Source organism: Synechococcus sp. A15-44, assembly GCF_014280115.1.
In the GTDB taxonomy this organism is placed as follows: Bacteria; Cyanobacteriota; Cyanobacteriia; order PCC-6307; family Cyanobiaceae; genus Parasynechococcus.
Genome location: NZ_CP047938.1, coordinates 1,166,531 through 1,191,411, shown reverse-complemented (window position 1 = coordinate 1,191,411; position 24,881 = coordinate 1,166,531). Strand labels below are relative to the sequence as shown.

Sequence of the window (24,881 nt, the reverse complement as noted above, 5' to 3'; positions counted from 1 at the left end):
AGACAACCACAACTTCATTCACTTTCTAATTATCGAACTTGTACACACGATTGGGGATCACACTGATATTGATATCAAGATCATCCAAGCCAAATTCTTTGGCTCGCTCCAACATCCGTTGATTCAGTGAATTCATCAAGGACTGATTCAAAAAATCTTCAGGCGCATTCAAGACGAGATCAAGCATTGCCTTGTTATCAACAACGCTGACATTGCTGTACATCAGGCGAACCTTGGACCACAATCTCGGATTTCCTTGCGCGACGGCAACGCGTTTGAGTCGTCCAGCTTTGACATGGGCAAACACAGCATCCATCTGCTGGCGCACACTGAAGTCATGCAAAGCCGATGACAACGGCAGGCTCAGCAATCCGAGCAATCCCAGCCAGACCAGAAGATTGCGCCAACAGGTGCGGAATGACCCATAACGCTGCAGCAAAAACACCACAAGGCTGGTGACGGTGATGCCAATCAGGTTCGCCAGAAAAAGCAGAAACGAACCCTCGGCGATCTGATTGGTGAGACCTGCCACCGTTCCGCGACCAAACACAGCCACCATCTCCGAGCCAAGGGTGAGGCCAATGCCGCTGACTCAGAGCGGTGGCACCAGGGCAACAGCAATCGCCACCCCCGCAATCGAGTTCGACAATTGCTTGCGGGTCATCGAGAATGAACCGGCAACAGCCGCCGCAATGGCGATACCGAGGTCGATCAGGTTGGGAGACGTGCGCCCGGTGATCTCCGACTGCACATAGCTGATGCCGAGCCCCCAACTGATCAGCGCTGCGGTCGCAACCACGGCCATCACGCCGAATCCGATGGTGACGGCGGAACGGCGGATCAATTTTCCGTCACTGACCGCCAAACCAAAGGCCAGGCTGAGGATGGGGTCCATCAGCGGCGCGACGATCATGGCCCCAATGACGACAGCCGTGCTGTTGGACACCAGTCCGAGGGTGGCGATTACCGCAGAACTGATCAACAGAACGAAGAAACCAAGCGTCGGCTTGGATGAGGCGATCCGCGCTTCATAAAGCTCCGTGCGGGGAACACGACTTTCAAGATGAACTGCCCAATGCCCCGACAGGCTTTCCAGCAATTGCCTCAGCACCTCGAACGACTCCAGGCCTCACGTTCCTGAATTGTGCACAGAGTTCTGAGCAGCGCAGCAGACTTCACGGGGATGACCACCACGAAATGACGGGAGTGCTGGCGGCCCTCGGAGCAGCGATGGCCTGGACGGGAGCCAGTGCGTTGTGGCGGTCGCTATCGGGTCGGATCACGGCGATCCGGCTCAATGCCATGAAAAACGGGCTGGCCAGCCTGCTTTTCCTGCCGGTTCTGCTCACCCTGCCTCGGGACTGCGCACCACACGCCGTGGTGCTGCTCTTGCTCAGCGGCTTGATCGGCATTGCGGCCGGCGATAGCTTCTATCTCGGGGCGTTGCGGCGACTCGGCACCCGACGAACCCTCACCGTGGAAGCCAGCGGACCGGTGCTGGCCAGCATCGCAGGAGTGCTGGTGATGGGTGACAGCTTGGGAGTGAGGAACGCTGTCGGCGCGCTTTTGGTTTCAAGCGCGGTGGTTCTCATTGCTTTGCAGGCCAAAGAAAAGAGCCAACACAAACCGCATGCATTCGACTCTGAGCTTGGTCCTGGGCTGCTGTTGGCACTCACAGCCGTGATCTGTGGACTGAGTGGCGCCTTTCTGGCCCGTCATGTGCTGCTCAGCAGCGACCTCACCCCATTGCAGACGGCAGCGATCCGTTTGCTGGGGGGATGGGTTGGGCTGCTCCCTCTACTGAAAGGGATTTGGAGTCAAGCAGCTCTTTCGCGGCGAGAGCAGTGGAAGCTTGTGATCGCCACCGTGATCGGAACCAATGGGGGAATCCTTCTGCAACAGGTGGTGTTGCAGTCCATGCCCGTTGGAGAAGGGGTGACGCTGATGGCCACGGCGCCAGTGATAGCTCTTTTTGTGGGCCGAATGGAAGGAGACCCGATTCAGCTCTCCGGCGTGGCTGCCGCGGGGCTGGCTTTGGCCGGTGTGGCCTGCACCAGCCTCTGAAGGCCGGATTCCAGGGCCGGAGCTGCAGCCTCGTTCAAAGCCAGCACCACAAGATCAGCACCACAGCCCTGATCGGGACGCCAGGCATGGCTGGGAGCTGCTTCAAACCAGCTGTTCAACCGCGGACCCACCATCTGGATCTGAAGCGGAAGCGTTTTGCTGGGCAGCCAGACACGCCCCTTGAGTCGAACCACCTGGAGATTGCTCACGAGGCTGGGCAACAACTGCTCGAGGGCCTGACGGTCCAAGGCCCCTTCAACACGAACATTGCTGCCGACCATGTCGACATGGCTGTGGTCGTGATGGTCATGGTGGTCGTGGTGGTCGTGGTCATGGTGGGTGTGGGCCTCCTGGGGAGTGGGCTTGTGCTCGAGGCCCAACACAACGGATGTCTCCACCTGTCCCTGAGACACAGGAAGCAGAGCGGTGCCTGGGCGCACTTTGTCTTTGATCCGCCCCTGCACCTCAGCCATCGCTGGTGCATCCAGGCAATCAGCCCGGCTGATCAAGACCAGGTCAGCGGCCTGGAGTTGATCCTCAAACAAGTCGTCGATCGCTGTGAGGTGATCGAGGCTGGGATCCTCGGCCCGTTGCCGTTCCAGCGCTTCAGCATCAGCCACTGGGCTGCCTGCAGCCAAAGCTTCGCCATCCACGAGCGTCACCACACCATTCACGTGCACACGGCTGCGGATGGCCGGCCAATCCAGGGCCTGAAGCAGAGGCCTTGGCAAAGCGAGACCGCTGGTTTCAACAACGATCCCATCCAATTGATCCGCCCGTTCCAGCAACGTCTCCATGGTCGGCAGGAAGTCGTCCTGCACCGTGCAGCAGAGGCAGCCGTTGTTCAGCTCAACCAAACGGCCGTCCACCTCCTCCTCAGGACAAAACCCGCAGCTGCGAATCAGATCACCATCAAGCCCAACGCTGCCAAATTCGTTGACCATCACGGCCAATCGCTGACCGCCACGGGTGAGCAGATGGCGGAGCACCGTGGTCTTGCCGGCCCCAAGAAACCCGGTGATCACGGTCACCGGCAGACGCTTAGCCATGACGATTAAGGGCGGCAGCCCAGGCTCTCACGGGTGGAGACACCACTGATCGGATTGGATCCATCCGCCCGAGCACAGAGGGCCCGCTGTTGGGGAAGGTCGATCACGGCGTTGGTGAAATCAGCACCGTCGATCTGCGCATCCGTGAAACGGCTCTGCATCATCATCGCGTTGGTGAAATTGGCCCCCCGGAGATCGGCGCCCTCGAAGTGGCTGGCAAAGCCCACAACATCGGAAAGATCGGCATCACGGAGATCGGCCCCCTGCAGCTGCGAGGTGTTGATCACAGCACCGCGCAGGTCCGTGCCGCTGAGATTCACCTCGCGCAAATCGGCCTTGAGGAACTCTTTTTCCTTGAGGTCAAGACCGTGCATATCGGCGCTGATCTCCTGAACTGCGAACTGACCACGCAGCTCGGGAGCGGTGATGGCCTGCACTGATTCAGCCCAAACAACAGTGCTGAACGCCAGCGTGATCACCGCCAGCAGCGAGGCCATACGTCGAAGGGCGCCCATGAGACCGGTAATTTGAGCAATCACGTTATGGCAACTGTCCGCGGAGCGAGTCGATATGGCCATGAGCTTGCGGGTGGTGGTTCCACCCCATCCCCTGATCGGCCATTGGCTGACCATGCTTCGGCATCGGGAAACCCCTGCGGCCCTCTACGCCACAGCCCTGCAGGAACTGGGCCGGTGGCTCACCTACGAAGCCCTGCGGGACTGGCTGCCCCATCGCCGGGAGATGGTGCCCGGACTCCATGGGGACACCGAAGGCACCCTCGTTGAAGCATCGGTACCGCTGATCGCCATTCCAGTGCTGCCAGCAGGCCTCGATCTTTGGCAGGGAGGACGATCCGTCCTTCCCGATTCCTCCCTCTGCCTGGGGTCGTGCCCACAGGAGATCGAAGCCAACGCCGGGGTGATTCTGTTTGTTGATCAGATCAGTGATGGTGAGGCCACCCTCAAGCTTCTGCAGGAGCTCAAAAGCAAGGGTGTGGATGGTCGGCGGCTGCGGCTGATCACTGCCCTGTGCGCCAGTCCAGGACTGAAGCTTTTGGGTGAAGCGATTCCAGACCTAACGCTGCACACCGCCTGCATTGACGAAGGCGTGGGGGAGCAGGGCGAGATTCGTCCGGGAATCGGTGACCCTGTGCGACGGCTGAACCTCAGATCTTGAGGGCATGACTAACCTTCAGGCAGGTTGAACGCACCCATGGCCCAGCAGCACGACACGGGCTCAGGCACCCTGGCAACTCTGGTCACCGGAGCAGTGCTCGGTGCTGCAGGCCTGGCCTGGTGGCTCCTCAACGAAGCCGACAGGCGCAGGCGTTACGGCGCGCAGAAGTCGATGTTGCACGCACCGCGGATGCAGGACGGTTCCGAAGTGCTGGACAGCGCAGGCAACGGACACCTCGAGGAGCGGGTGGAAAAACTCAACGCGGAGATCGCCCGCGTTCGCGCCCAGCTCGAGGGACTCGGTAGCGAAGGATGAGCGCTCGGTAGGTTGGCTTGATTGCCACTGGTCCGCTCCGTTCCATGCTTCGCTCCGACGCCGTCACCAAGGGGATTCAGCGGTCTCCCAACCGCGCCATGTTGCGGGCCGTGGGCTTTGGAGACAGCGATTTCGGCAAGCCCATCCTGGGCATCGCCAACGGCTACAGCACCATCACCCCCTGCAATGTGGGGCTGAACGACTTGGCCAAACGAGCTGAGGAAGCGGCCCGGCAGGCCGGAGGCATGCCACAGATGTTCGGAACCATCACCGTGAGTGATGGAATCTCCATGGGCACCGAAGGGATGAAGTACTCCCTGGTGAGCCGTGAAGTGATCGCTGACGCCATCGAAACGGCCTGCAATGGCCAGAGCATGGATGGGGTGCTGGCCGTTGGTGGCTGCGACAAGAACATGCCCGGCGCCATGCTCGCGATGGCGCGGATGAACATCCCTTCGGTGTTCGTCTACGGCGGCACGATCAAGCCGGGCAAGCTGGGCGGCTGTGATCTCACGGTGGTGAGCGCTTTTGAGGCCGTGGGCCAACTCACCAGCGGCAAGATCGACGAAGAGCAGCTCACCGCAGTTGAGAAAAATGCCTGCCCTGGGGCTGGCAGTTGCGGCGGCATGTTCACCGCCAACACCATGAGTGCCGCCATCGAAACGATGGGCCTCAGCCTCCCCTACAGCTCCACAATGGCTGCCGAGGATGAGGAAAAAGCCGACAGTGCCGCTCGCTCCGCCGAGGTGCTGGTGGAGGCCGTGAAAGCCAACATCCGCCCCCTGGACCTGCTCACCAAGGAAGCCTTTGAGAACGCCATCAGCGTGATCATGGCGGTGGGTGGCTCCACCAATGCGGTGCTGCACCTGCTGGCCATTGCCCGCACCGCCGGCGTTGACCTGAGCATCGATGACTTCGAACGGATTCGTCAGCGGGTGCCGGTGATCTGTGATCTCAAGCCCAGCGGCCGCTACGTGACCGTTGATCTGCACAATGCCGGCGGCATTCCCCAGGTGATGAAGCTGCTGCTGGATGCAGGCTTGCTGCACGGCGACTGCCGAACGGTGGAGGGCAAAAGCCTGAAGGAGTTGCTGGCCGATGTGCCCTCGGAGCCGCCCTCCGGGCAGGACGTGATCCGCCCCCTGAGCAATCCGCTTTACGCCAAAGGGCACCTCGCCATCCTCAAGGGCAACCTCGCCAGCGAGGGAAGCGTGGCCAAGATCAGCGGTGTGAAGACCCCTGTGCTCACCGGCCCGGCGCGGGTGTTTGAAAGCGAGGAAGACTGCCTTGCCGCCATCCTCGACAAAAAGGTCCAGGCCGGGGATGTAGTGGTGGTTCGCAACGAGGGTCCCGTCGGTGGACCGGGCATGAGGGAGATGCTGGCTCCCACCTCAGCGATCGTTGGTCAGGGCCTTGGGGACAAGGTCGCCCTGATCACCGATGGCCGCTTCAGCGGCGGCACCTATGGCCTGGTGGTGGGTCACGTGGCTCCTGAAGCCGCTGTTGGCGGAACGATCGGGCTGGTTCAAGAGGGCGACAGCATCACCGTCGACGCCGACCAACGGCTGCTCCAACTCAACGTGGATGACGCGGAACTGGATCGGCGCCGGGCGGGATGGAGCAAGCCGGAACCCCGTTACCGCAACGGAATTCTCGGCAAGTACGCGCGGCTCGTCTCCAGCTCAAGCCGGGGTGCGACCACCGACCACGCCGATTGAATTCGGCGCGATCAAACAGCCGGTTGCACCAGAGCCCGTAGGCGCCGACCCAATGCTTCAAGCGGGGCGGCATCCTGCGGTGCCGCACAGCGCTGCCCAGATGCGCCTTCCATCCAGACCGGATGGCGCCCGTGCCAGAGCATTGGACGTTCCGGTTGGTCCCACCAGCTCAGCATCAGATTGATCTCATCGCCACTCCGATAGATCTCCAGTTCAAGATCCTGATCGGAGCAACGCTGGCCGTCGCCATCACGGCATTCAATCCGCACGTGCAGATCGTCGATCTGTTCTGGAGCCGAAGGATCGATCAGAACAACAGCATGGCTCCAGGGCTTGAGGCAAACGTCAGCCGCCTTGGCAATCAACACCAGAAGGTCCATGGACTCAAGGCAAGGCGCGGATTGAACGGATCAGCACCCGGATGGACCCAGCGCGAAACCCCGGATTGAGATCCCCAGCATCGCCGAATTTCGAGTGCAACACCTGAATGCGGGTGATGCCACTGGGATCGAAGCGCAGCGGTAAGCCAACGGGCTTGGCACGCACCGTGGGTCTGAGGTCGGCGAATGGCACCACAACAGGGGTCAAACCGGACGGTTTGGTCGCAACATCCACCACCCAGCGGAGACCACCGGGAATCAGTTCCGTGAGTCCCATGGCTCCATCCCGGCAACCAAGGGCAATCTTCAGGGTGCGTCCCTCACCCTCAACATCCAGCTGAAGTGCTGAATAAGGGGACAGATCGAGCGGGGGCTGCAGGCGAGGGGATCGGCAGCTCACGAAACCACCGCCGGTCTCCACCAGCTCCCCGTCCAGCACGAGTCCGTCGGGGATCACGCGGCAACCGGCACGGGATCGGCCGCCCATGATCGTGTCGTTCAGGCTGGACCAGTCAGCAAAATCGCTGCCCTGGAAAAGGATCTGTTCAGAGGCCGGCGGCTGCATCCTGATCAGCAAGGATCAGCACATCACTAGCAGGTTGAACCAGCCGAGCGGGAGTGCGATCGGAGGATTCGGAGGGATCGACCAGTCTCCGGAGGGCCTCCTGTTTACCGGCCCCACTGACGAGGAAGATCACCTGACGGGCGGCACTGAGCACAGGAGCCGTCATGGTGATGCGATCCAACCCCTTGCCGCGCCCGATGGTCGTCCAGCGATCCAGCACCGATGGAGCCTCGGTGCCGGGGAACAGGGATGCGGTGTGGCCGTCATCCCCCAGGCCCAGCAGCATCACATCGAACACCGGTGGGGCTCCTGAGCACAGCTGAGAAAGCTGGTCAGCAAAAGCCTGGGCACTGGCCTCAGGGCTCTCCAGTTCCACGGTGGGCACGGGATGAAAAGCAGCTGAAGCTCCAGGCCCGGGGGCGAGAAGGGTGCGGCGCAGCATGCCGGCGTTGCTGGACGCATCGTCGGCAGCCACCCAGCGCTCGTCACCCAGCACAACGTCCACCCGGTCCCAGGGCAACCGTTCCTGACCGAGCAGGGAGTAGGCACTGGCGGGGGTGCTCCCACCGGAGAGAGCGATCTGGCAGCGGTCCCGTTGATCCAAGGCCAGATCAATTTGGGCGGCAACAGTTTCACAGGCCTGACGGGCGAGGTCCTGAGGATCCTTGGCCCGCTCGATGCGGTAGTTGGTCATCGCTCAACCACTCAGCTGAGCCATTCGGTGTGGAACGTGCCCTCCTTGTCGACCCTTTGGTAGGTGTGGGAGCCGAAGCAATCGCGCATCGCCTGAACCAGGTTCTGAGGAAGGCGACCGGAGCGGTAGCTGTTCATGTAGTCGAGGGTGCTGCTGAAGCAGGGAACGGGAATGCCGGCCTCGGCGGCACCGGCCACCACTTGAGCCAGTCCGGGAAGCCGTCGGTTGATCTGTTCAGCGAACCAGGGATCAACCATCAGGTTGGGCAGCTGGGGATCCGCGTGGAAAGCATCCTGAATGCGCTTCAGCAGACGGGCCCGAATGATGCAGCCACCCTTCCAGATCTGAGCGATCGATGGCATGTGGAGTTCATAGTCGAGGTCCTGGGAGGCGATTCGCAGAAGCTCCATGCCCTGGGCATAACTGGCGATGCAGCTCAGCACCGTGGCATCCATCAGCGGAGCCATGGCATCGTCAGGCGTTCCCAGGTCAAAGTCCTTGATGGTTGGTCCTTTGAGGATCGATTCGGCCGCCACGCGTTGGGGCTTCATCGAGCTCATCACCCTTGCATTGAGAGAGGCATAGATGGTGGGAACAGAAGCACCCATCTGCAGCGCCGTCACCACGGTCCAGAGGCCCGTGCCCTTCTGGCCAGCCTGATCGGTGATTTTTTCCACCAGATCAGTGCCATCGACGGGATCCTTGGTGCGGAGACACACCTCGGTGATTTCCACCAGATACGACGACAACTCTTCTGTGGCGTTCCATTGACCGAGAACGTCGGCCATCTGCACACCGGTCATTCCTTTGACCCGCTTCATCAGGTCGTAGCCCTCGGCAAGGATCTGCTCAATGCCGTATTCAATCCCGTTGTGGACGGTCTTAACCAGGTGTCCTGACCCGCCGGGACCGATGTAGGTGACGCAGGGCCCATCCTCGACCTGGGCCGCCATCTTGTTCACAAGACTCTCGATGGCCTCGTAGGACGCCTTGGTACCGCCGGGCATCATGCTCGGCCCCTCGAGAGCCCCCTTGGCACCACCTGAGACACCCATGCCGATGAAACCGAAGCTCTTGCTCTCAAGCTGCTTCACCCGGCGTTCGGTGTCGTGATAATCGGAATTGCCACCATCGATCAACAGATCGCCTTCCTCGAGGTACGGCGAGAGCTGATCAACAACAGCATCCACGGCAGGCCCAGCCTTCACCATCATCAAAATCCGGCGGGGGCGTTCCAACTTGCCAACGAAATCTTCGAGGTCAGTGGCGCCCTGAATGTTCTTGTCCTTGCCACGCCCCTGGAGGAAGTCTTCGGTTTTGGCATAGGTGCGGTTGTAGACAACGCTGGAGAAACCGTTGCGTTCCGCATTCAGGACGAGGTTCTCGCCCATCACGCCAAGACCGATGAGGCCGAAGTGAGACTTGGACATGGCCTGAAGGACCACTGAGGACTGATCTCAGTGTGTTGATCTCGCCTGGTCTCGACCGCAAATCAACCAATAAATGTCAGGAATGAGCCATCAGTGGAAAGACGTCGGCTCATTCCTGAAAACGGTTGCTGCCCTCAGATCACCGTTCCATCAGCGATGGTGGCGTTTTTCTGAACCACCACAATGCCGTTGCGGATGTAGAAGCCCTGATCGGAACGGTCGGCTTCTTCCACGTTGTCCTTGTTGATGATCGAGACACCCGAACCAATGCGGGTGTTCTTGTCGAGAATGGCGCGTTTCACCGTGGTGCCCTTGCCCACGCCAAGAGGAATGCCTCCGCGCTCTTTCAAGACAGCGCGTTCGTCTGAAGATTCGAAGAAGTCGGCCCCCATCACCAGCGTGTCCTGAAGCACGCAGTCACTTTCAATGCGACTGCGCACACCGAGAACACAGTGGTGGATGCTGCAGGACTTCAGGATCGAGCCTTCGCCAACAATCGAGTTGGTGATCTGGGCGTCAACCAGCTTGCTAGGGGGCAGATAGCGAGGACGGGTGTAGATGGGGAATTTCTCGTCGTAGAAGCTGAAGGGGGGCGTGGGTTGTTGGGTCAGCGCGAGGTTTGCTTCATAGAACGCACCGATGGTGCCGATGTCTTCCCAGTAGTCGTCGAACACATAGCTCTGAAGCTTGTCCCCCCGCGCGAGAGCCTCGGGAATGATCTCCTTGCCGAAATCCTTGTGCCCGGGATGCTTGTCGAGCAGATCAAAGAGGGTCTGACGGCTGAAGACGTAAATGCCCATCGAGGCCAGATAGGGCCTTTTCTTGGCTGAATCGGCACTGAGGCCGAAGCGAGAGGTGTCGACAGCCATCTCCAGCAGCGAATCACCCTTGGGCTTCTCGCGGAACTCCTTGATCAAGCCGTTTTCATCGGTCCGCATCAGACCGAAAGCCTCTGCCTGCTTGGGATCAACGGGAAGGGCAGCAACGGTTAGATCAGCACCTGAGCGGCGGTGGTGCTCGATGAAGAGGCTGTAATCCATCCGGTAGAGCTGGTCGCCGGAAAGGATCAGGTATTCATCAACATCCCATTCCTGGAACAACCACTGGTATTTGCGTACAGCGTCTGCAGTGCCTTCAAACCAAGTGGGACTGTCGGGGGTTTGCTGAGCTGCGAGCACCTCAACAAAACCGCCACCAAAGGAATTACTGAGGTTGTAGGTCTGACTGAGGTGACGGTTCAGTGACGCACTGTTGAACTGCGTCATCACGTACATCTTGTTGATGTCGGAGTTGATGCAGTTGCTAATCGGAATATCAATCAGTCGATATTTGCCTGCCAGAGGGACGGCCGGCTTGGCGCGCATTTTTGTGAGCGGATACAGGCGCGTGCCTGCTCCGCCGCCCAGAATGATGGCCAAGACCCGCTTCATGCCGCTGTCCCAAATCGGCGTTGCCGCAAGAACTTACCGGAGTTTTTGGCTTCGCAACCGTCTTTCGGAAGAATCAGTCAAGATTACTGGGATTCAGATCGCGACTGAATCGCTCGAGAGCTCAAGAAGCTTCCAAATCGAACAGTCGTTCGACAATTCGGAGGGCCTGTTGGCGATCCTGACGGGTCTGGGGAGCCCGCAGCTGGGTCACCGGCGTGTGGAGGATTTTGTTGATGATTCCCTTGCTCAACGCTTCGACAACCTTGCGTTCCCGGGCTGAGAAATCAGGGCCCATTCGGCTGAGGGCTTTCTGGAGTTCCTCCAAACGGATCGACTCCATCGAAGAGCGCAGCTGGTTGATGGTCGGCACAGCCTCAAGGCTGTCCCACCACTCAAGGAACTGCTGCGCTTCTTGCTGAAGCAACTGCTCAGCCTCGCGGGCCATGGCCTGACGGGCTTCCTGGTTACGGGCAACGACCTCTTGCAGGTCGTCCACATCGTGGGATTCAACGCCGTCCACATCGGCAGCATCCGCAGCGATGTTGCGCGGCACACCGATATCAATCAAGCGCAGCTTGCTGCGCCGGTTCAGAGGAGCCAGACGTGCGGCATCAATGATCGGATCATCGGCGGCGGTGCTGGTGAACATCAGCGAGCAGGTGCTCAGGTACTGATCCAGATCCGTAAGCGGCCTGCACTGAACAGGAAGATCAGGGAAATCAGCCGACAGCTGCTCGGCCCGTTCAACGGTGCGGTTGAGCAGAACAACACCCGAGGCACCTTTGGCCTGAAGGTGCTGGAGCAACAGACGGCTCATGCGCCCTGCACCAACAACGGCGATCTGCTCGCTTTCCAGGGTGACCAATTGATCCAGACCTCGGGATTGACCGAGCTTGAGCTGGGCGAGCTCAACGGCAGCTGAGCTGATCGAAACAGCACCCGTTCCGAGGTTGGTTTCACTGCGCACCCGTTTGCCGGTGGAAACAGCCTGGGTGAGCAAGCGGTTCAGGATCGGACCCAGGGATTTGTGCTCCTGGCCGAGCCGCATCATTTTTTTCACCTGGGAGAGGATTTGACCTTCCCCCAGCACAAGGCTGTCGAGACCAGCTGCCACCCTCATCAGGTGGTCGACAGCGTCTTCGTGGTGGTAACTGAACAGGTGGGGCGTCAGCTCCCCTGTCTCAAGACCGGAGTGGCTGCTGAGGAAGTCGCTGACAGCAGACACTCCGAGGTCCGGATTGCGGACCAGGGTGTAAATCTCAAGGCGGTTGCAGGTGCTGAGGATCGATGCCTCGAGCACCTGCTCATTACCGCGGAGGGATTGAAGGGACGTCTCCATGGTCTGCTCAGGGATGCTGAGCCGTTCCCGGATCTCCACCGGTGCCGTCCGATGACTGAGGCCGACGACGGAGATATGCATGAAGACGTTCCTCTCAACCAGTTGATGACGATCAGCTCAGAGCGATGCTCTGGGCGCCGTCTTTGATGTGCACGGTGTTGGTGAAGCGGCAGGTGTTGTCCAGGTTGCTGATCACCAGGCTGCTTGTGCGGGTGCAGTCCTTTTCGAACTTAACGCCATCGAAGAGCAGACCATCCGTGATGCCGCTGCCAGCGAAACAAACATGCTCACCGCAGGCCAGCTCCTCAGCTTCATAGACCTTGTCGGGATCGGCGATGCCCATCTCAGCGAGACGCGCCAGATTGCCCTCTTTGGTCATGTCAGCCCACTCGGAGGTCTGAGCAATCGCAGGGTCGTACACCAGTTGGCCCTGGAAGTGACCACCAAGAGCGCGCATGGCAGCGGCGGAGATCACACCTTCAGGGGCAGCACCGATGCCCATCAGGCAGTGGGTTCCGGTACCAGCGAAACCGCAGGCGATGGCGGCCTGAACGTCTCCATCGGAGATGGGCTGGATGCGAGCGCCGGTGGCACGGATCTCAGCGATCAGGTCCTTGTGACGGGCGCGATCCATCACCACGATGTTCAGCTCGTCGACGGGGAGACCCAGGCACTCGCTGAGGATCTTGATGTTTTCAGTGGCTGATTTGCGGATGTCCACCTTGCCCTTGGCTGCCGGAGGAGCAGCCAGCTTCTTCATGTAGAAGTCGGGGGCGTTGAACAGACCGCCACGGTCGGAAGCGGCGAGAACAGCCATGGAACCGCGCTGGTTGAAGGCGCAGAGGTTGGTGCCTTCGCAAGGGTCAACAGCAAAGTCAACGCCGGGGCCGGTGCCGGTGCCGACCTCTTCTCCGATGTAGAGCATCGGAGCTTCATCACGTTCACCCTCGCCGATCACGATGCGGCCCTGCATCTGGATCTGATTCATGCGCTTGCGCATGGCATCAACGGCCAATGCATCGGCTTCATCCTTCAGGCCTTTGCCGGAGAGCGAGGCGGAAGCGATGGCGGCCTGCTCGACGATCTCGAGAATTTCCTGAATGAGGGTCTGATCCACGGGACTCCGGATGAGGTGGGACGGGTTGGCGAGATCTCCTGGACGGGCAGTTGGCCGTCGCCGCAGTGGATCTCGACGTATGAGCGCGGCTCACTGTATCAGTGGTTGCAGGAGTCCCTAAAATCTCCCGGCACTTCGCGCTCCTCATCAATGAGCACCAAGCCCCTGGTGATCTCGCCGTCAATCCTGTCGGCTGACTTCGCACGCCTCGGCGAAGAAGTGAAAGCCGTGGACGAAGCCGGTGCGGATTGGATCCATGTGGATGTGATGGACGGCCGCTTTGTTCCGAACATCACCATTGGACCGCTGATTGTTGAGGCGCTGCGGCCGGTGACCCAGAAGCCCCTGGACGTTCACCTGATGATCGTTGAGCCGGAGAAGTACGTCCCCGACTTCGCCAAAGCCGGTGCCGACATCATTTCCGTGCAGGTTGAAGCCTGCCCTCATCTGCACCGCAACCTCGCTCAGATCAAGGACCTGGGCAAAAAAGCAGGTGCAGTCCTGAACCCATCAACACCGATCGACACCCTCGAGTACTGCCTCGAGCTCTGCGATCTGGTGCTGATCATGAGCGTGAACCCCGGTTTCGGGGGCCAGAGCTTCATCGAAAACCAGGTTCAGAAAATTCGCGACCTGCGCCGCATGTGCGACGAAAAGGGTCTCGATCCCTGGATCGAAGTGGATGGCGGCATCAAAGCAGGCAATGCCTGGAAGGTGATCGAAGCAGGTGCCAACGCGATTGTGTCCGGCTCCGGTGTGTTCAACCAGCCCGATTACGCCGAAGCGATCAAGGGCATCCGCAACAGCAGCAGCAAGGAAGCTGTTCTTGCCTGATCAGGAGACCATCAGCTGAACACCACAAGCCCGACAGCCGATGCCGGGCTTTCTTTTATGAGCACTTCAAGAAAGAACCCAGCGCTTGAACAGTTTCAACATCTCCAAAGATTTGATGTCCACAGTGATGCGAACAGGCCTCCGATAATCAATGGATGAATGATGACGTCAAATTGGTTGCCGCCTTCCTGGCGCTGAATGCTGGTGTGATCGCATTGGCTTTTGCCGGGTATCTCAAAGGGAGCATGAATATCGGTGCAGTCCTTCAACATCTGGCTCAATAGTTCCGTTGACTTTGCGCATCGGGCAGGCCCAGGCTCTCTTCCCTGCCGCTGAGTTGAAATACGGATGATCAAAGCAGCTACTCTGGAGGAGACTGGGAGAGTCGAAGTCGGAGGCGTCCAATGCGTGACGACGGTCCAACTGAGCAAGATCTAGAAGCTGCCTGACTGGTCTGACAAGCCATACAGCCAGACGCTTCGTTCAGCTTCAAAGAACGCCAACAAGGTTTAGGCCATCCCTTTGCAGGGGTGGCCTTCCTTTTTACCTGTTGGCTTGATGCATGTCCTGAGAAGCCAACAACAACTTGGAAGGGCATCACGCCAATCAGTGACGTGGATCACAAAACAAGACTGAAGATCATGGAATCATTCAGTCACGCGATGGACTACAGGTCACGGCGCGAGATTCACGCATAACCGAGAGAACAGCATGAGCAGACGAGGCATCCATCCACTGCTTCGGGGTCTTGATCGGCCTCAGCGGGTCGCACCTTCAAGACGCGCTGTCTTGCTGTCTGGCCTGGAATCAGCGCAGCGGAAGCGTTATCTGCGCTCTGAAGCAGAAGAGAGCGAAACCTCCCAACAAACGAACCGGCATCGCTCATCTCAGTGAGGAATGCCCCTGCAGGCGCTGATTTGTTCTTTCCTGCTGTACAGGAGAGGGTTGTGATCACAACCCAGAGTTGATTGTTGTGGAGGGAGAGTCCAAGTGGACCTCGATCCCCCCTGAGTGGTGGGGAGAGTCCGTAAGGCCTCGATCCCCTGGTGGCGGCCGCTTGCGCTGCCAGGCCCACATCTCCACCATGCTCTCCATCCACAGCTTCAGGCTTACAGCTCAAGAATCTCTTCCACTGTTGTTGCGCCGTCTTCACGGATGAGCCCGGGCGAAACATCCCTGGAATAAGGGATCTGGGCCAAAGGATCAATCCCGCATCCCAGGGATTGATTAAAGGCAAAATTCACATTAAAAACGTACAGCAAGAACCAATAAATTCGCAAATGGATGCATCCTGTAACAGATCCAACTGAAGCTGAGATATCTGATGCAACTAGAGGATGTAGAATAATTTGAGCGATTTATTCTATTGATCATGAATAATCATTTACCCGCACTTATGGCAGTTGCAGCATTAGCAACAGCCATGAGTGAACCGGCATTAGCTCACAAAACATATTCTCAAGCGAAAACTTGCTACAAAAGCCATTACGTTGAGACTTACCACCCTGGCACTCGAGATAAGCCTGGATACGTTAGCAGTCGCGAGGAAAAAGTTGAGCGCCCTTGCCCAAAGAATTTTCACTTCCATGGACGAAAAAGCCATAAACACCAGAAAGGCCAACTTGCTCATGACCATCATGTTCATTCACCGGGGAACTCGGGTAACCAAACCATTGTTGAGCATCCTTCAACCAAAGACGACAATTCCTGTCTAGAAGGAACTCTCGCTGGCGGTGTACTTGGTGGAGCCTTAGGTGGTGTACTAGCCACGAAAGACAACTGGATCTGGTCGATTCCTGCCGGGGCTGTTGGCGGTGCCCTTGTTGGATGTCAGGTGGATGGCGGTTGAGCCTCTATTGAGTTCAGACAGCTACGGCTCGCTAAAAAAACCATCCGTAGCTGTGCAAACCGATGCCCAGCAGATTCACCCCGATGTAACAAACAGCGATCACCACAAGGCCAACCACAGCCACAAGAGCTGGGCGTCGGCCCTGCCAACCGCGACTGAGGCGGGTGTGCAGATAAGCGGCATACACCAGCCAGCAGATCAAGGCCCAGGTTTCCTTGGGATCCCAGCTCCAGTAGCTGCCCCAGGCTTCATTCGCCCAAACAGCACCACTCACGATACCCACTGTGAGCATCAAGAACCCAACCGTGATCGTGCGATAACTGAGGCTGTCGAGTTGCTCATTGGTGCTCAGCTGAACCGATTGCAGCTGAACAGAACCACCATTCGCGATCGAGGCCGCCTGACGATATCCACCACTGCCAATCGAACTGCTCCGCAGTTCCAGGGATTGGCCGCGATCGGTGACCAACACCGCCAAAGAGAGCAGGGATCCCACCAGCAGTGCGGCGTAACTCACCATGATCACGCTCACATGCATGACCAACCAGCTTGAGCGCAGGGCGGGAACCAGAGGAGCCGCTGACTGCAATTGATCGGGCAAGGCAAAGCTGGCGAAGGCAATGCAACCAAGGCCCATGGGGGTGGCCGCAGCCGCAACGACGGGAGAAGGCCAGGCCCGTTCCACCAGCAGCTGGGTGAGGGTGCAAGCCCAGGCGAGAAAGCACAGGGATTCGTACAGGTTGCTGATCGGGAAGTGGCCGGATTGCCACCAACGCAAAATGAGCTGAGCCGTGAACAGAAGGTTGGCGACGGCCACCAGCAGCCGCACCAAGCCCGCCCGGGACTGGCTGGACACCGCCCAGAAAGCCAGGGGCATGGCCAGCAGCAGCAACACAAAGCCAGCGAAACCAAGACTGGTGACTAGCTCAAAGGGCGTGTTCAGCACACCATTTCCTGAAGACACGTCGATTCTGCCCCGGCCAATCAGCGACTGGCCTGTTTCAGCAACAGACCACCCGCCCCGAGAAACAACATCACAGGCAGCCAGGCCGCCAGGATCGGCGGCAGGGTTCCCTTCACCCCGAGGGAACTGAAGCTGAAACCAATCACGTAATAGACAGCGATGATGCCGAGGGTGAGCACAAACGAGAAGCTTCGGCTGCTTCGGTAACTGGGCTGAGCGCCGAGGGTGGCTCCAAACAAGCCAAACACCAGACAGGCCATCGGAACCGTGAACTTCTCCTGGATCCGCACACGGATTTTTCGGGCTTCCTTGATGCTGCCGGCCTCTTCGTACACCCTTTGGGCCTGCAGTGCTTCAGCAACGGTCATGTTCACGGCATCGTTCTCAATCCCCGCCAAACGCAGCGGCCCAGATCCCAGGGGATAGACGTAACGATCGAAATCGGCCTTGGTTGAACTGCCATTCGCCGCCAAAGTCAGAATCTGGCCACCCATGAAATCCCAGCTGGCTTGGGCCTCATTCCAGATGGCCCGATCAGCACGCAACATCTGGGTAAGACCGGGTCTGGTGAAATCCAGAACCGTCACATCCAGCATTTGGCCGTTCTGGAATTTGCGGGAATAAAACAGTTGAAGCAGGCCCTTGTCACCCTTCTCACCATCTGAACCAATGCGTCTGCCGAAGCGGGGATAAATGACGTCGCGTCCAGTCTCACTGGCGAGAGAACGCCCCAAGGCGCGCTTCAAGCTCACCTCTGCATAGCGTTGGCTGCGGGGCACCACCACGTCGTTGAGAACGAAGGTGAACAGGGTCATCGCCATCGAGAGGGCGAGAGCGGCACTGATTATCCGCTTCGTGGTGATGCCGAGGCTTCTCAGGGCGGTGAGTTCGTTGTTTGCAGAAAGACGGGTGAACACGAACAGGGATGCCATCAGCGTTCCGATCGGCACTGAGAAGGCCAGCCAACGCGGAATGCTGAACAGCAGCACCTGAACCGCGATCGTGATCGGCAGGTTCTTGTCGACCATCTGCCGCACCAGTTCAAACATCACGCCACCCGTGAGCAGCAGCAGAGTGAACAGGGCAATGAAGAACAGAAGCGGACCAAGCAGCTCCTTGAGCAACCAACGATCCAGAAGATCCAGCCGCATCCAGGTGGCCCGTTTGAGACGATCCAAAATCACAGTTGGAATCCCTCCCCGAGGTAATAACGACGCACCTGTGGATCAGCTGCCACCTCCTCGGAACGTCCTGCGGCCAACACCGCACCGTCGTTGAGGATGTAAGCCCGATCGGTGGTGGCCAGTGTTTCGCGCACGTTGTGATCGGTGATCAGAATCCCCATGCCCCGGGAGCGCAACCCCTCGATCAGTTGCTGCAAATCCGCCACCGCAAGGGGGTCGACGCCGGCAAAGGGTTCATCCAAAAGCAGATACGTCGGTCCGTTGGCACCCGAGGCAAGTGCCCTGGCCACTTCGCAACGGCGACGTTCACCCCCGGAGAGTTGGAAGCCAAGACGGTTGATGAACGCGCTGAGGTGAAAGTCCTCGATTAGCTGCTGGCGCCGATCGCGACGCTCCTCGGAACTGAGATCGGTCTGTTCAAGGGCGATATCCAGATTTTCACGCACCGTGAGATTGCGAAACACACTGGCTTCCTGGGGCAAGTAACCCACACCAAGCCGGGCTCGCTCCGGCATGGGCAGATGGGTGACCCGCTCACCGTTCACGGTCACCTCGCCCTGATCAGGGGAGAGCAAACCAATCACCAGATTGAAAGTGGTGGTTTTTCCAGCTCCATTGGGACCGAGCAGGCCGACCACCTCGCCGGGGGCAAGCTTCAGATCCAAGCCCTTCACCAACTGGCGGCCCCCAAGGGTGATGGAGACATTCGACAGTTCCAGGGTCATGGAGTCACCGGGTTTGTCTCGGCCTGAACGTCGAGCACGGGTTGACCGGTAGTGAGCGACCACTGACTGAACACCTGCTGGCCGGGAACAGGGCTAGCAATCGCACGACCTTCGTCCAGCAAATAGGTGAAGCGATCAGCGCGCAGCTGGTTGCCATCAGCCTGGATCACATCCACATCACCACTCAGCACAATCCGGTCTTCCTCCGTGAAGTACTGGGCCTGTCGGCTGGTGGCCACCAAACCGCGACCGGCATGCACCAAGCGAACATTGCCGCTGGCGGTGATCACACCGGTGGCGTTGTCGGCCGATTGAAGATCAGACTCAATCGTGATGACGCCTGCGTCAGCTGTTTGCTGAGCCTGGGCCGGCAACAGGGGCCACAGAGTGGCCAGAAGGGGCAGAGCTAAAAGAAGCCCCCGAGAACGGAGCATTGCTTTCACTGCCACACCACCTGCCTAAGTTTGTTGAGATTACCGGCGCTTCAGCGCATGAACTCAAGAACAGGGACAGTGCATGACTCGGGATCCCCATCCTGCTGAAGCGCCTCAAGCCGCTGTTGCACAGCACGGCACAGAGACGCAAGATCCAAGCCAAGATCCGGGGTTCCAGGACGTTTGAGACGACCCAGAGCTTCACCGAAAAGAATCGTGGCACCGCGCCGGTTGCCCCGTTGCAGATGCAACTGCGCTACCGCCACCTGCAGGATCCCCTGAAGGCTGCGCCGTTCCGGATCAGCTGTTTCATGCCAGAGCTCCTCAAACAGATCATGAGCGGCGTACCACTCACCCGCATTGAAGAGCTCCACACCCTGCTGAAAGCGAGGGTCCGCCTGAGGCATCAGCGCTTGGACTTGGCCGGCTTCTTGCCGGGAAGTTTGCGCAGACGGATCGACTCGGGCGTGACTTCGAGCATCTCATCGGGACCGATGTATTCCAGCGCGCGCTCCAGCGTCATCTGCACCGGTGCTTGCAGCGTGTCCAGTTCCTCAGCGCCCGCGGAACGCATGTTGGTGAGCTGCTTGGTCTTGCAGACGTTGATCTCGAGGTCCTGAGGCCGGTTGTATTCCCCGATGATCATTCCCTTGTAGACCTTGGTGCCCGGGCTGATGAAGAACTGGCCGCGGTCCTCGGCGTTCTTAAGGGCATAGAACGTTGCTGTTCCCTCTTCGAAGGCGATCAGCACACCGTTCCGGCGGGTGTCGAATTCACCCATCATCGGCCGGTATTCATAGAAGGAATGGCTCATGATTCCTTCGCCGCGGGTGGCCCGGATGAATTCACCGCGGAAACCGATCAGACCGCGGGAGGGAACGATGAACTCCAGCTGGGTGCGGCCATCAGCGCTGGTTTCCATGTTCTGCATCTCGCCCTTGCGGGTGCCCAGTTTTTCGATGCAGCTGCCCACCGCTGGTTCAGGCACATCCATCACCAGGGTTTCCACCGGCTCGCAGGGGGTGCCATCGATGGTGCGGTAAATCACCTGCGGCTGGGACACCTGGAACTCATAGCCCTCACGGCGCATGGTCTCGATCAGGATGCCGAGGTGCAGCTCACCGCGACCACTCACCGCAAAACGGTCCGGTGAATCGGTGTCTTCCACACGCAGGGCAACGTTGGTGAGCAACTCACGCTGCAGGCGGTCACGCACCTGACGGCTGGTGACGAACTTGCCTTCCTTGCCCGCGAAGGGTGAATCGTTGACGACGAAGGTCATCTGCAGGGTGGGCTCATCCACCTTGATCAGCGGCAGAGCGGTGGGCTCATCGGGGCAGGCGATGGTTTCGCCGATGTTGACGTCGTCAAAGCCAGCCACGGCCACCAGATCTCCGGCAGACGCCTCTTCGATCTCGACGCGCTGCAGACCCTCGAAGCCCAGCAGCTTGCTGATGCGGCCCTTCTTGATGCTGCCGTCGTCCTTGATCAGCGCAGCGTTCTGACCCTGCTTGATTTTTCCGTTGTGAACGCGGCCAATGATGATCCGGCCGAGGAAGTCGGAATAGTCAAGGGTGGTGATTTGCAGCTGGAGGGGCTTCTCCGGATCACCAACCGGGGGCGGAACGTGGCGCAGGATGGCATCGAACAGCGGACGCATGTTGTCGCTGTCGGTCTTCATGTCGGGCTTGGCGAAGCCTCCAAGACCGCTGCCGAACAGGTAGGGGAAATCGCACTGATCATCGTCAGCGCCGAGTTCGAGGAAGAGGTCGAGCACCTTGTCGACGGCGGTCTCGGGATCCACCCGGGCCCGGTCGATCTTGTTGACGAACACGATCGGACGCAGGCCCTGCTCGAGGGCCTTCTTCAGCACAAAACGGGTCTGGGGCATTGGCCCCTCGTTGGCATCCACGATCAGCAGGCAACCGTCAACCATGCCCAGCACCCGCTCCACTTCTCCACCGAAATCGGCGTGACCAGGGGTGTCAACGATGTTGATCCGGGTGTCGTTGTAGGTGACCGCCGTGTTTTTCGACAGGATCGTGATGCCCCGCTCACGCTCCAGGTCGTTGGAGTCCATCACACAGGTGGGGACGGCCTCGTTGTCGCGGAAAATTCCTGACTGCGCCAACAGCGAATCGACCAGAGTCGTCTTGCCGTGGTCAACGTGGGCGATGATCGCGATGTTGCGGATCGCCTTGTTGTTGGCGCTCATGCGGGCTGACCGTAAGTATTTGTGAAGAACGCCAAAGGCGCAGTGCGACAGGTTATCTCAACGTGAGAATCGACTGGTGCGCTCCGGACCCTTGCTGCGCAGGCTGCCGCGGGTGACGCCCAGCTGGTGGTGGATCTGCTCCTGGGACCAGACCTCCTGGGTGGCCATCCGACCCGCCAGAGCCTCGGCGTAAAGGCTGACGCGCCGTTGCGTCGCAGCGGCATCCTCATCGAGAAGTTCGAGCCGGATCCTGCGCACGCCTGCCCGCAGCAGCGACGGAAGCGCTTCAACGCCCGATTGCGCCGTGCCATTGAAAAGGGTGTTCCGACAACCCAGATCAGCCCGCAGGGGATGTTCAACGCCACTGCGATCCCGCAGGGTGACGTGGTGCTTCTCACAGGGACGACCGCAATCGGTGTGGTCCTTGCCGTCCGAGAGGAATGCACAGAACAGGCAATGCTCCATGTGGAACAACGGCATGTGCTGATGCAGGGTGACCTCCAGCAGCGCTGGATCAACGGCGGCGGCCAGATCCAGCAGTTGCTGAAGGTTGAGGTCGTAACTGGCCGTGAGCCGCTGCAGATTCCAGTGGTCGCGATACCAGTGGAAACTGAGGGGGTTGGAGGTGTTGAGGGAAAAGTCACCAATGCAGGGGGCCAGCGGCGTCAGCACCTCCAGCTGATCAGCATTTCGCACCAGGAAACCGTCAGGGCGGGCCCGAATCAGTGGCTCAAGCGACCAGCGTTCATCAGGCCGTGTGATCCGTGCACCGGCCAGCCATACACCCTCCGGCCAGCAGCCTCGACCGATCGCCACCGCTTCCCGCAGCTCCCGAGGTTGCTCGAGATCCGCCACCACCGAGCGAATCGGCAGGTCCGTGCCGGAGAGATCCACCAAGGCCTGCAGCTGCTCCAGGCTGCGCACCAGCACCACCAAGCCTGGCTTGGTCTCACTGAGGGGAGCGACAGCTGGTGGGCACATCTGAGCCAGCAGCTCCGTTGGGTCTGCCGTTTTGGTGGCTGCAGGGACAGGCCCTGAACCGGTGCTGCAATCCCCTGTGGCCTCCAACTGCTCCAGCAGAGCCCTGCGCATGCGGTTCAGTTCCGCCACAGGCAGAAAAAGATCGCCCTCCAGTTCGATCTCCAGATGCTGAAGCGACCAACCGGTTCCCCCCAGGCGTCCCAATTGCTGCTCAAGCCGTTCCCGATCCAGGGGGCGCTGCGAAGCACTCTGGAGCGGCATGGTGCTGCAGAGCTTCAGCTCAAATCCCTGGGGCTCCAGCACCTGCAACTCCAGCGGTGCATCCAGCCGACCGGACACCCGCAGCGCCAGATCCCGGGACCGAGGCTCCACCGTGCGACGGGCGGCACGCTGCCAACGGGACTGCCAATCGGGGTCACTGGTGAGCCAGACCGAGGCGCCAGGTCTCAAGCCTGAGCCATCCACACGATCGGGCCCCAGGCGCAGCTTCCAGCGTTCGTCGCCCATCCGCTCACACACCATGATCCGGCCACCGATCTCCCGAGGCGGCTGCAGCGGGTCGGACGACAGTTGTTCCAGCACAAGGCCCTGCCCGGGATGCAGCTGTTCCCGGCTGCGCAGATGCAACCAACCACCCCGTTCCATCCGCAGCAACTGCCCCAGCAGCGGGCCCCGCTTCTTGCTCCAGCGGCCATGCACCAGACGGCGATGGTTCACCCCTTCAAGCCAACCGGTGGACAGGCCTCGGGAAAAGGCCAGCTCCAGCTGGCGTTGAACCTGCGGTGCCGAAGCGGGGGTTTGATCCAGGCGCTGGCGATAGGCGTCGGTGACGGCAGCCACGTAGGCAGCGTCCTTCAGACGCCCTTCGATCTTGAGGCTGGCCACGCCGATGCGCTGCAACTCCGGCAGCAGCTCCCAGGCCGACAGATCCTGGGGCGAGAGAAGGTAGCGCTGATCTTCAAGGGGGTGGGGTTGACCATCCACCACCATTTCGTAGGGCAGGCGACAGGCCTGGGCACACTCACCTCGATTGGCACTGCGCTGCCCAAGGGATTCACTGGTCAGACATTGACCGGAATAGGCGACGCAAAGGGCGCCGTGCACAAACACCTCCAACGGCATCGCAAGGTTCCGCTGAACCAGTTGTGTCTGCAGGCGCTCAAGATCACGCAGGGCCAGCTCCCGGGCCAGCACCACCCGCTGGCAACCGAGCGCCGCAGCCTGGGCAATCCCGGCGGCACTGGTGATCGACATCTGGGTTGAGCCGTGCACACAGAGGTTCGGCACCAGCCGCTGGGCCAGGCGACAGAGCCCCACGTCCTGGACGATCACCGCATCCACACCGGCTCGATCTGCAGCGATCAGCAACTGAGCTGCTGCCTCCAATTCATCGCTGAACACCAACACGTTGAAGGTGAGGAATCCCTTCACACCCCGCTGATGCAGCCACTGCATCACCTCAGGAAGGTCTTGCAGTCGGAAATTTTCAGCCCGCTGGCGGGCGTTGAAAGCGTCAACACCGAAATAGACCGCATCGGCACCGGAGGCAGCGGCCGCCTTCATCGCAGCCCAGTCGCCGGCAGGTGACAGCAGTTCGGGAACGGTCAAGGGTCGCGCCTGGAGAACCGACTGGCCGGCTCGAACAAACGCAGTGCATCCGCATTGCCCTCGTAGCGCCAATGCCAGGGCTCGTACATCACACCCTGTTTGTTGCCCTCAGGGAAGGACAACACGAAGTGATATCTCGCCGCATGGTCCTGCAACCAGCGAAAGGCGGCGGTGTCTTGAAAGCTCTGGGAGAGGTTGGTCTCAGGGAAACGGCCATCGCCGAGATCGACGGCGTAACCGGTGCTGTGCTCGGAGTAGCCCGGTGGAGCTGACACCTGGGCTCGCTCTTCGGCGGTCTGGTTCCGTTCGGAGGCCACGTCAAAGAAGATCGATTCCTGGAGGGCCAGGGAGCGAAATCCACTGAGCAGACGCAGATCAACCCCGTCTGCCGAGGCGGATCGCATCATCGTGTCGAGGGCATCCGCGGCCTCCACATTCAGCTCAATCCCCGGCTCAAAGACGATGAGTTGATCGGCGTCCGCCTCGTCATAGGGGAAGTGACCCAGGAGACGGCCATCGGCGTCGGGACGTTCGCGAAACCCCGATATCTCGAGGCTCTGCGTGGGCTGACGACGGGACAGCAGCGTGGGAACCAGCACCACCCCAGCAAGGCTTCCGGCACAGACAAGAACAAGCCCGAACAGCAGACCAGCCGCGCTGTTTCCCTTGCGTTGTCGCGGCTGTCGTGTTCGACGGGCGACCGGAATGTCCTCCCGCTCGATGCGTCGCGCAGAGGAGGCCCGAACCAAGGCGCTGATGCGTGTTGTTTCGATCGTAAAGGCAGCAGCCAGCTCAACCCACAATGGTTGT

Annotated in this window: 26 protein-coding genes; 7 read left to right on the top strand and 19 right to left on the bottom strand. The window is 59.8% G+C overall.

The features are described 5' to 3' along the window. Positions 1 to 25: 25 nt before the first annotated feature. Both SynA1544_RS15035 and SynA1544_RS15030 read right to left on the bottom strand, forming a co-directional pair. Complete coding sequence (locus SynA1544_RS15035) at positions 26 to 559, bottom strand: hypothetical protein (RefSeq protein WP_370594105.1); 534 nt, start codon at positions 557 to 559, stop codon at positions 26 to 28. 33 nt (positions 560 to 592) lie between these two features. Next, entirely contained in the window at positions 593 to 1,111 is a 519-nt protein-coding gene (locus SynA1544_RS15030; RefSeq protein ID WP_370594103.1) for a DUF389 domain-containing protein, read from the bottom strand. 86 nt (positions 1,112 to 1,197) lie between these two features. On the opposite strand from SynA1544_RS15030, the gene SynA1544_RS06615 reads away from it, so the two are divergent. Continuing rightward, complete coding sequence (locus SynA1544_RS06615) at positions 1,198 to 2,064, top strand: DMT family transporter (RefSeq protein ID WP_186515279.1); 867 nt, start codon at positions 1,198 to 1,200, stop codon at positions 2,062 to 2,064. On the opposite strand, the gene cobW is transcribed toward SynA1544_RS06615, so the two are convergent. Next, the gene (gene cobW / locus SynA1544_RS06610; RefSeq protein ID WP_186515278.1) at positions 2,001 to 3,113 is read right to left on the bottom strand and encodes a cobalamin biosynthesis protein CobW; all 1,113 of its coding nucleotides are present in this window, start codon (positions 3,111 to 3,113) and stop codon (positions 2,001 to 2,003) included. The genes SynA1544_RS06615 and cobW overlap by 64 nt on opposite strands. Before the next feature lie 5 nt (positions 3,114 to 3,118). Further along, positions 3,119 to 3,610 (bottom strand): pentapeptide repeat-containing protein, encoded by a 492-nt coding sequence (locus tag SynA1544_RS06605; protein WP_244273103.1) that lies wholly within the window; start codon positions 3,608 to 3,610, stop codon positions 3,119 to 3,121. Between the two features lie 73 nt (positions 3,611 to 3,683). On the opposite strand from SynA1544_RS06605, the gene SynA1544_RS06600 reads away from it, so the two are divergent. From SynA1544_RS06600 to ilvD, 3 genes are read left to right on the top strand one after another with little or no spacing between them, the layout of a single operon-like run. Beyond that, positions 3,684 to 4,289, top strand: coding sequence for a uracil phosphoribosyltransferase (locus tag SynA1544_RS06600; RefSeq protein ID WP_186515277.1), 606 nt, complete (start codon positions 3,684 to 3,686; stop codon positions 4,287 to 4,289). A gap of 36 nt (positions 4,290 to 4,325) precedes the next feature. After that, positions 4,326 to 4,604 carry a hypothetical protein gene (locus SynA1544_RS06595; RefSeq protein WP_114989086.1) on the top strand — a complete coding sequence of 93 codons (279 nt, stop codon included), beginning with the start codon at positions 4,326 to 4,328 and terminating at the stop codon, positions 4,602 to 4,604. Between the two features lie 44 nt (positions 4,605 to 4,648). After that, on the top strand, positions 4,649 to 6,322 hold the full coding sequence (ilvD, locus tag SynA1544_RS06590) for a dihydroxy-acid dehydratase (RefSeq protein WP_186515276.1): 1,674 nt from the start codon (positions 4,649 to 4,651) through the stop codon (positions 6,320 to 6,322). Between the two features lie 11 nt (positions 6,323 to 6,333). Here ilvD and SynA1544_RS06585 read toward each other — a convergent pair whose 3' ends face one another. The 7 genes from SynA1544_RS06585 to glpX all read right to left on the bottom strand — a co-directional run bounded on the left by SynA1544_RS06585 (position 6,334) and on the right by glpX (position 13,277). Then, positions 6,334 to 6,702 carry a hypothetical protein gene (locus SynA1544_RS06585; protein ID WP_186515275.1) on the bottom strand — a complete coding sequence of 123 codons (369 nt, stop codon included), beginning with the start codon at positions 6,700 to 6,702 and terminating at the stop codon, positions 6,334 to 6,336. 4 nt (positions 6,703 to 6,706) lie between these two features. Further along, positions 6,707 to 7,267, bottom strand: coding sequence for a CIA30 family protein (locus tag SynA1544_RS06580; RefSeq protein WP_186515274.1), 561 nt, complete (start codon positions 7,265 to 7,267; stop codon positions 6,707 to 6,709). Further along, on the bottom strand, positions 7,248 to 7,961 hold the full coding sequence (gene pgl, locus SynA1544_RS06575) for a 6-phosphogluconolactonase (protein WP_186515273.1): 714 nt from the start codon (positions 7,959 to 7,961) through the stop codon (positions 7,248 to 7,250). Before pgl ends, SynA1544_RS06580 begins: the two co-directional genes overlap by 20 nt. Positions 7,962 to 7,972: 11 nt before the next feature. After that, on the bottom strand, positions 7,973 to 9,391 hold the full coding sequence (gene gndA, locus SynA1544_RS06570) for an NADP-dependent phosphogluconate dehydrogenase (protein ID WP_186515272.1): 1,419 nt from the start codon (positions 9,389 to 9,391) through the stop codon (positions 7,973 to 7,975). A gap of 134 nt (positions 9,392 to 9,525) precedes the next feature. Further along, positions 9,526 to 10,821, bottom strand: coding sequence for a glucose-1-phosphate adenylyltransferase (locus tag SynA1544_RS06565; protein ID WP_186515271.1), 1,296 nt, complete (start codon positions 10,819 to 10,821; stop codon positions 9,526 to 9,528). A gap of 121 nt (positions 10,822 to 10,942) precedes the next feature. Further along, a complete protein-coding gene (locus tag SynA1544_RS06560; protein WP_186515270.1) occupies positions 10,943 to 12,241 on the bottom strand; it encodes a glutamyl-tRNA reductase in 1,299 nt (432 codons plus the stop codon). Positions 12,242 to 12,272: 31 nt separating this feature from the next. Beyond that, the gene (gene glpX, locus SynA1544_RS06555) at positions 12,273 to 13,277 is read right to left on the bottom strand and encodes a class II fructose-bisphosphatase (protein ID WP_006851350.1); all 1,005 of its coding nucleotides are present in this window, start codon (positions 13,275 to 13,277) and stop codon (positions 12,273 to 12,275) included. 150 nt (positions 13,278 to 13,427) lie between these two features. On the opposite strand from glpX, the gene rpe reads away from it, so the two are divergent. From rpe to SynA1544_RS06545, 3 genes are all read left to right on the top strand, one after another. After that, on the top strand, positions 13,428 to 14,111 hold the full coding sequence (gene rpe, locus SynA1544_RS06550) for a ribulose-phosphate 3-epimerase (protein ID WP_115008971.1): 684 nt from the start codon (positions 13,428 to 13,430) through the stop codon (positions 14,109 to 14,111). 155 nt (positions 14,112 to 14,266) lie between these two features. Then, on the top strand, positions 14,267 to 14,395 hold the full coding sequence (locus SynA1544_RS14695; RefSeq protein ID WP_255477759.1) for a hypothetical protein: 129 nt from the start codon (positions 14,267 to 14,269) through the stop codon (positions 14,393 to 14,395). 1,088 nt (positions 14,396 to 15,483) lie between these two features. After that, positions 15,484 to 15,960, top strand: a complete 477-nt coding sequence (locus SynA1544_RS06545) for a glycine zipper 2TM domain-containing protein (RefSeq protein ID WP_186515269.1) — start codon at positions 15,484 to 15,486, stop codon at positions 15,958 to 15,960. 31 nt (positions 15,961 to 15,991) lie between these two features. Here SynA1544_RS06545 and ccsB read toward each other — a convergent pair whose 3' ends face one another. From ccsB to SynA1544_RS06505, 8 genes are read right to left on the bottom strand one after another with little or no spacing between them, the layout of a single operon-like run. Further along, a complete protein-coding gene (gene ccsB / locus SynA1544_RS06540) occupies positions 15,992 to 16,906 on the bottom strand; it encodes a c-type cytochrome biogenesis protein CcsB (RefSeq protein ID WP_186515268.1) in 915 nt (304 codons plus the stop codon). 38 nt (positions 16,907 to 16,944) lie between these two features. Next, positions 16,945 to 18,075 (bottom strand): LptF/LptG family permease, encoded by a 1,131-nt coding sequence (locus SynA1544_RS06535; protein ID WP_186515267.1) that lies wholly within the window; start codon positions 18,073 to 18,075, stop codon positions 16,945 to 16,947. 29 nt (positions 18,076 to 18,104) lie between these two features. Then, complete coding sequence (gene lptB, locus SynA1544_RS06530; protein WP_186515266.1) at positions 18,105 to 18,833, bottom strand: LPS export ABC transporter ATP-binding protein; 729 nt, start codon at positions 18,831 to 18,833, stop codon at positions 18,105 to 18,107. Beyond that, complete coding sequence (locus tag SynA1544_RS06525; RefSeq protein WP_186515265.1) at positions 18,830 to 19,267, bottom strand: LptA/OstA family protein; 438 nt, start codon at positions 19,265 to 19,267, stop codon at positions 18,830 to 18,832. The genes lptB and SynA1544_RS06525 overlap by 4 nt, the downstream gene beginning before the upstream one ends. Before the next feature lie 50 nt (positions 19,268 to 19,317). Next, on the bottom strand, positions 19,318 to 19,674 hold the full coding sequence (locus tag SynA1544_RS06520; protein WP_186515264.1) for a DUF309 domain-containing protein: 357 nt from the start codon (positions 19,672 to 19,674) through the stop codon (positions 19,318 to 19,320). Then, complete coding sequence (gene typA, locus SynA1544_RS06515; RefSeq protein ID WP_186515263.1) at positions 19,674 to 21,482, bottom strand: translational GTPase TypA; 1,809 nt, start codon at positions 21,480 to 21,482, stop codon at positions 19,674 to 19,676. Before typA ends, SynA1544_RS06520 begins: the two co-directional genes overlap by 1 nt. A gap of 57 nt (positions 21,483 to 21,539) precedes the next feature. Further along, a complete protein-coding gene (locus SynA1544_RS06510; protein WP_186515262.1) occupies positions 21,540 to 24,071 on the bottom strand; it encodes a U32 family peptidase in 2,532 nt (843 codons plus the stop codon). Continuing rightward, positions 24,068 to 24,820, bottom strand: coding sequence for a M15 family metallopeptidase (locus SynA1544_RS06505; RefSeq protein WP_186515261.1), 753 nt, complete (start codon positions 24,818 to 24,820; stop codon positions 24,068 to 24,070). The genes SynA1544_RS06510 and SynA1544_RS06505 overlap by 4 nt, the downstream gene beginning before the upstream one ends. Positions 24,821 to 24,881 lie beyond the last annotated feature (61 nt).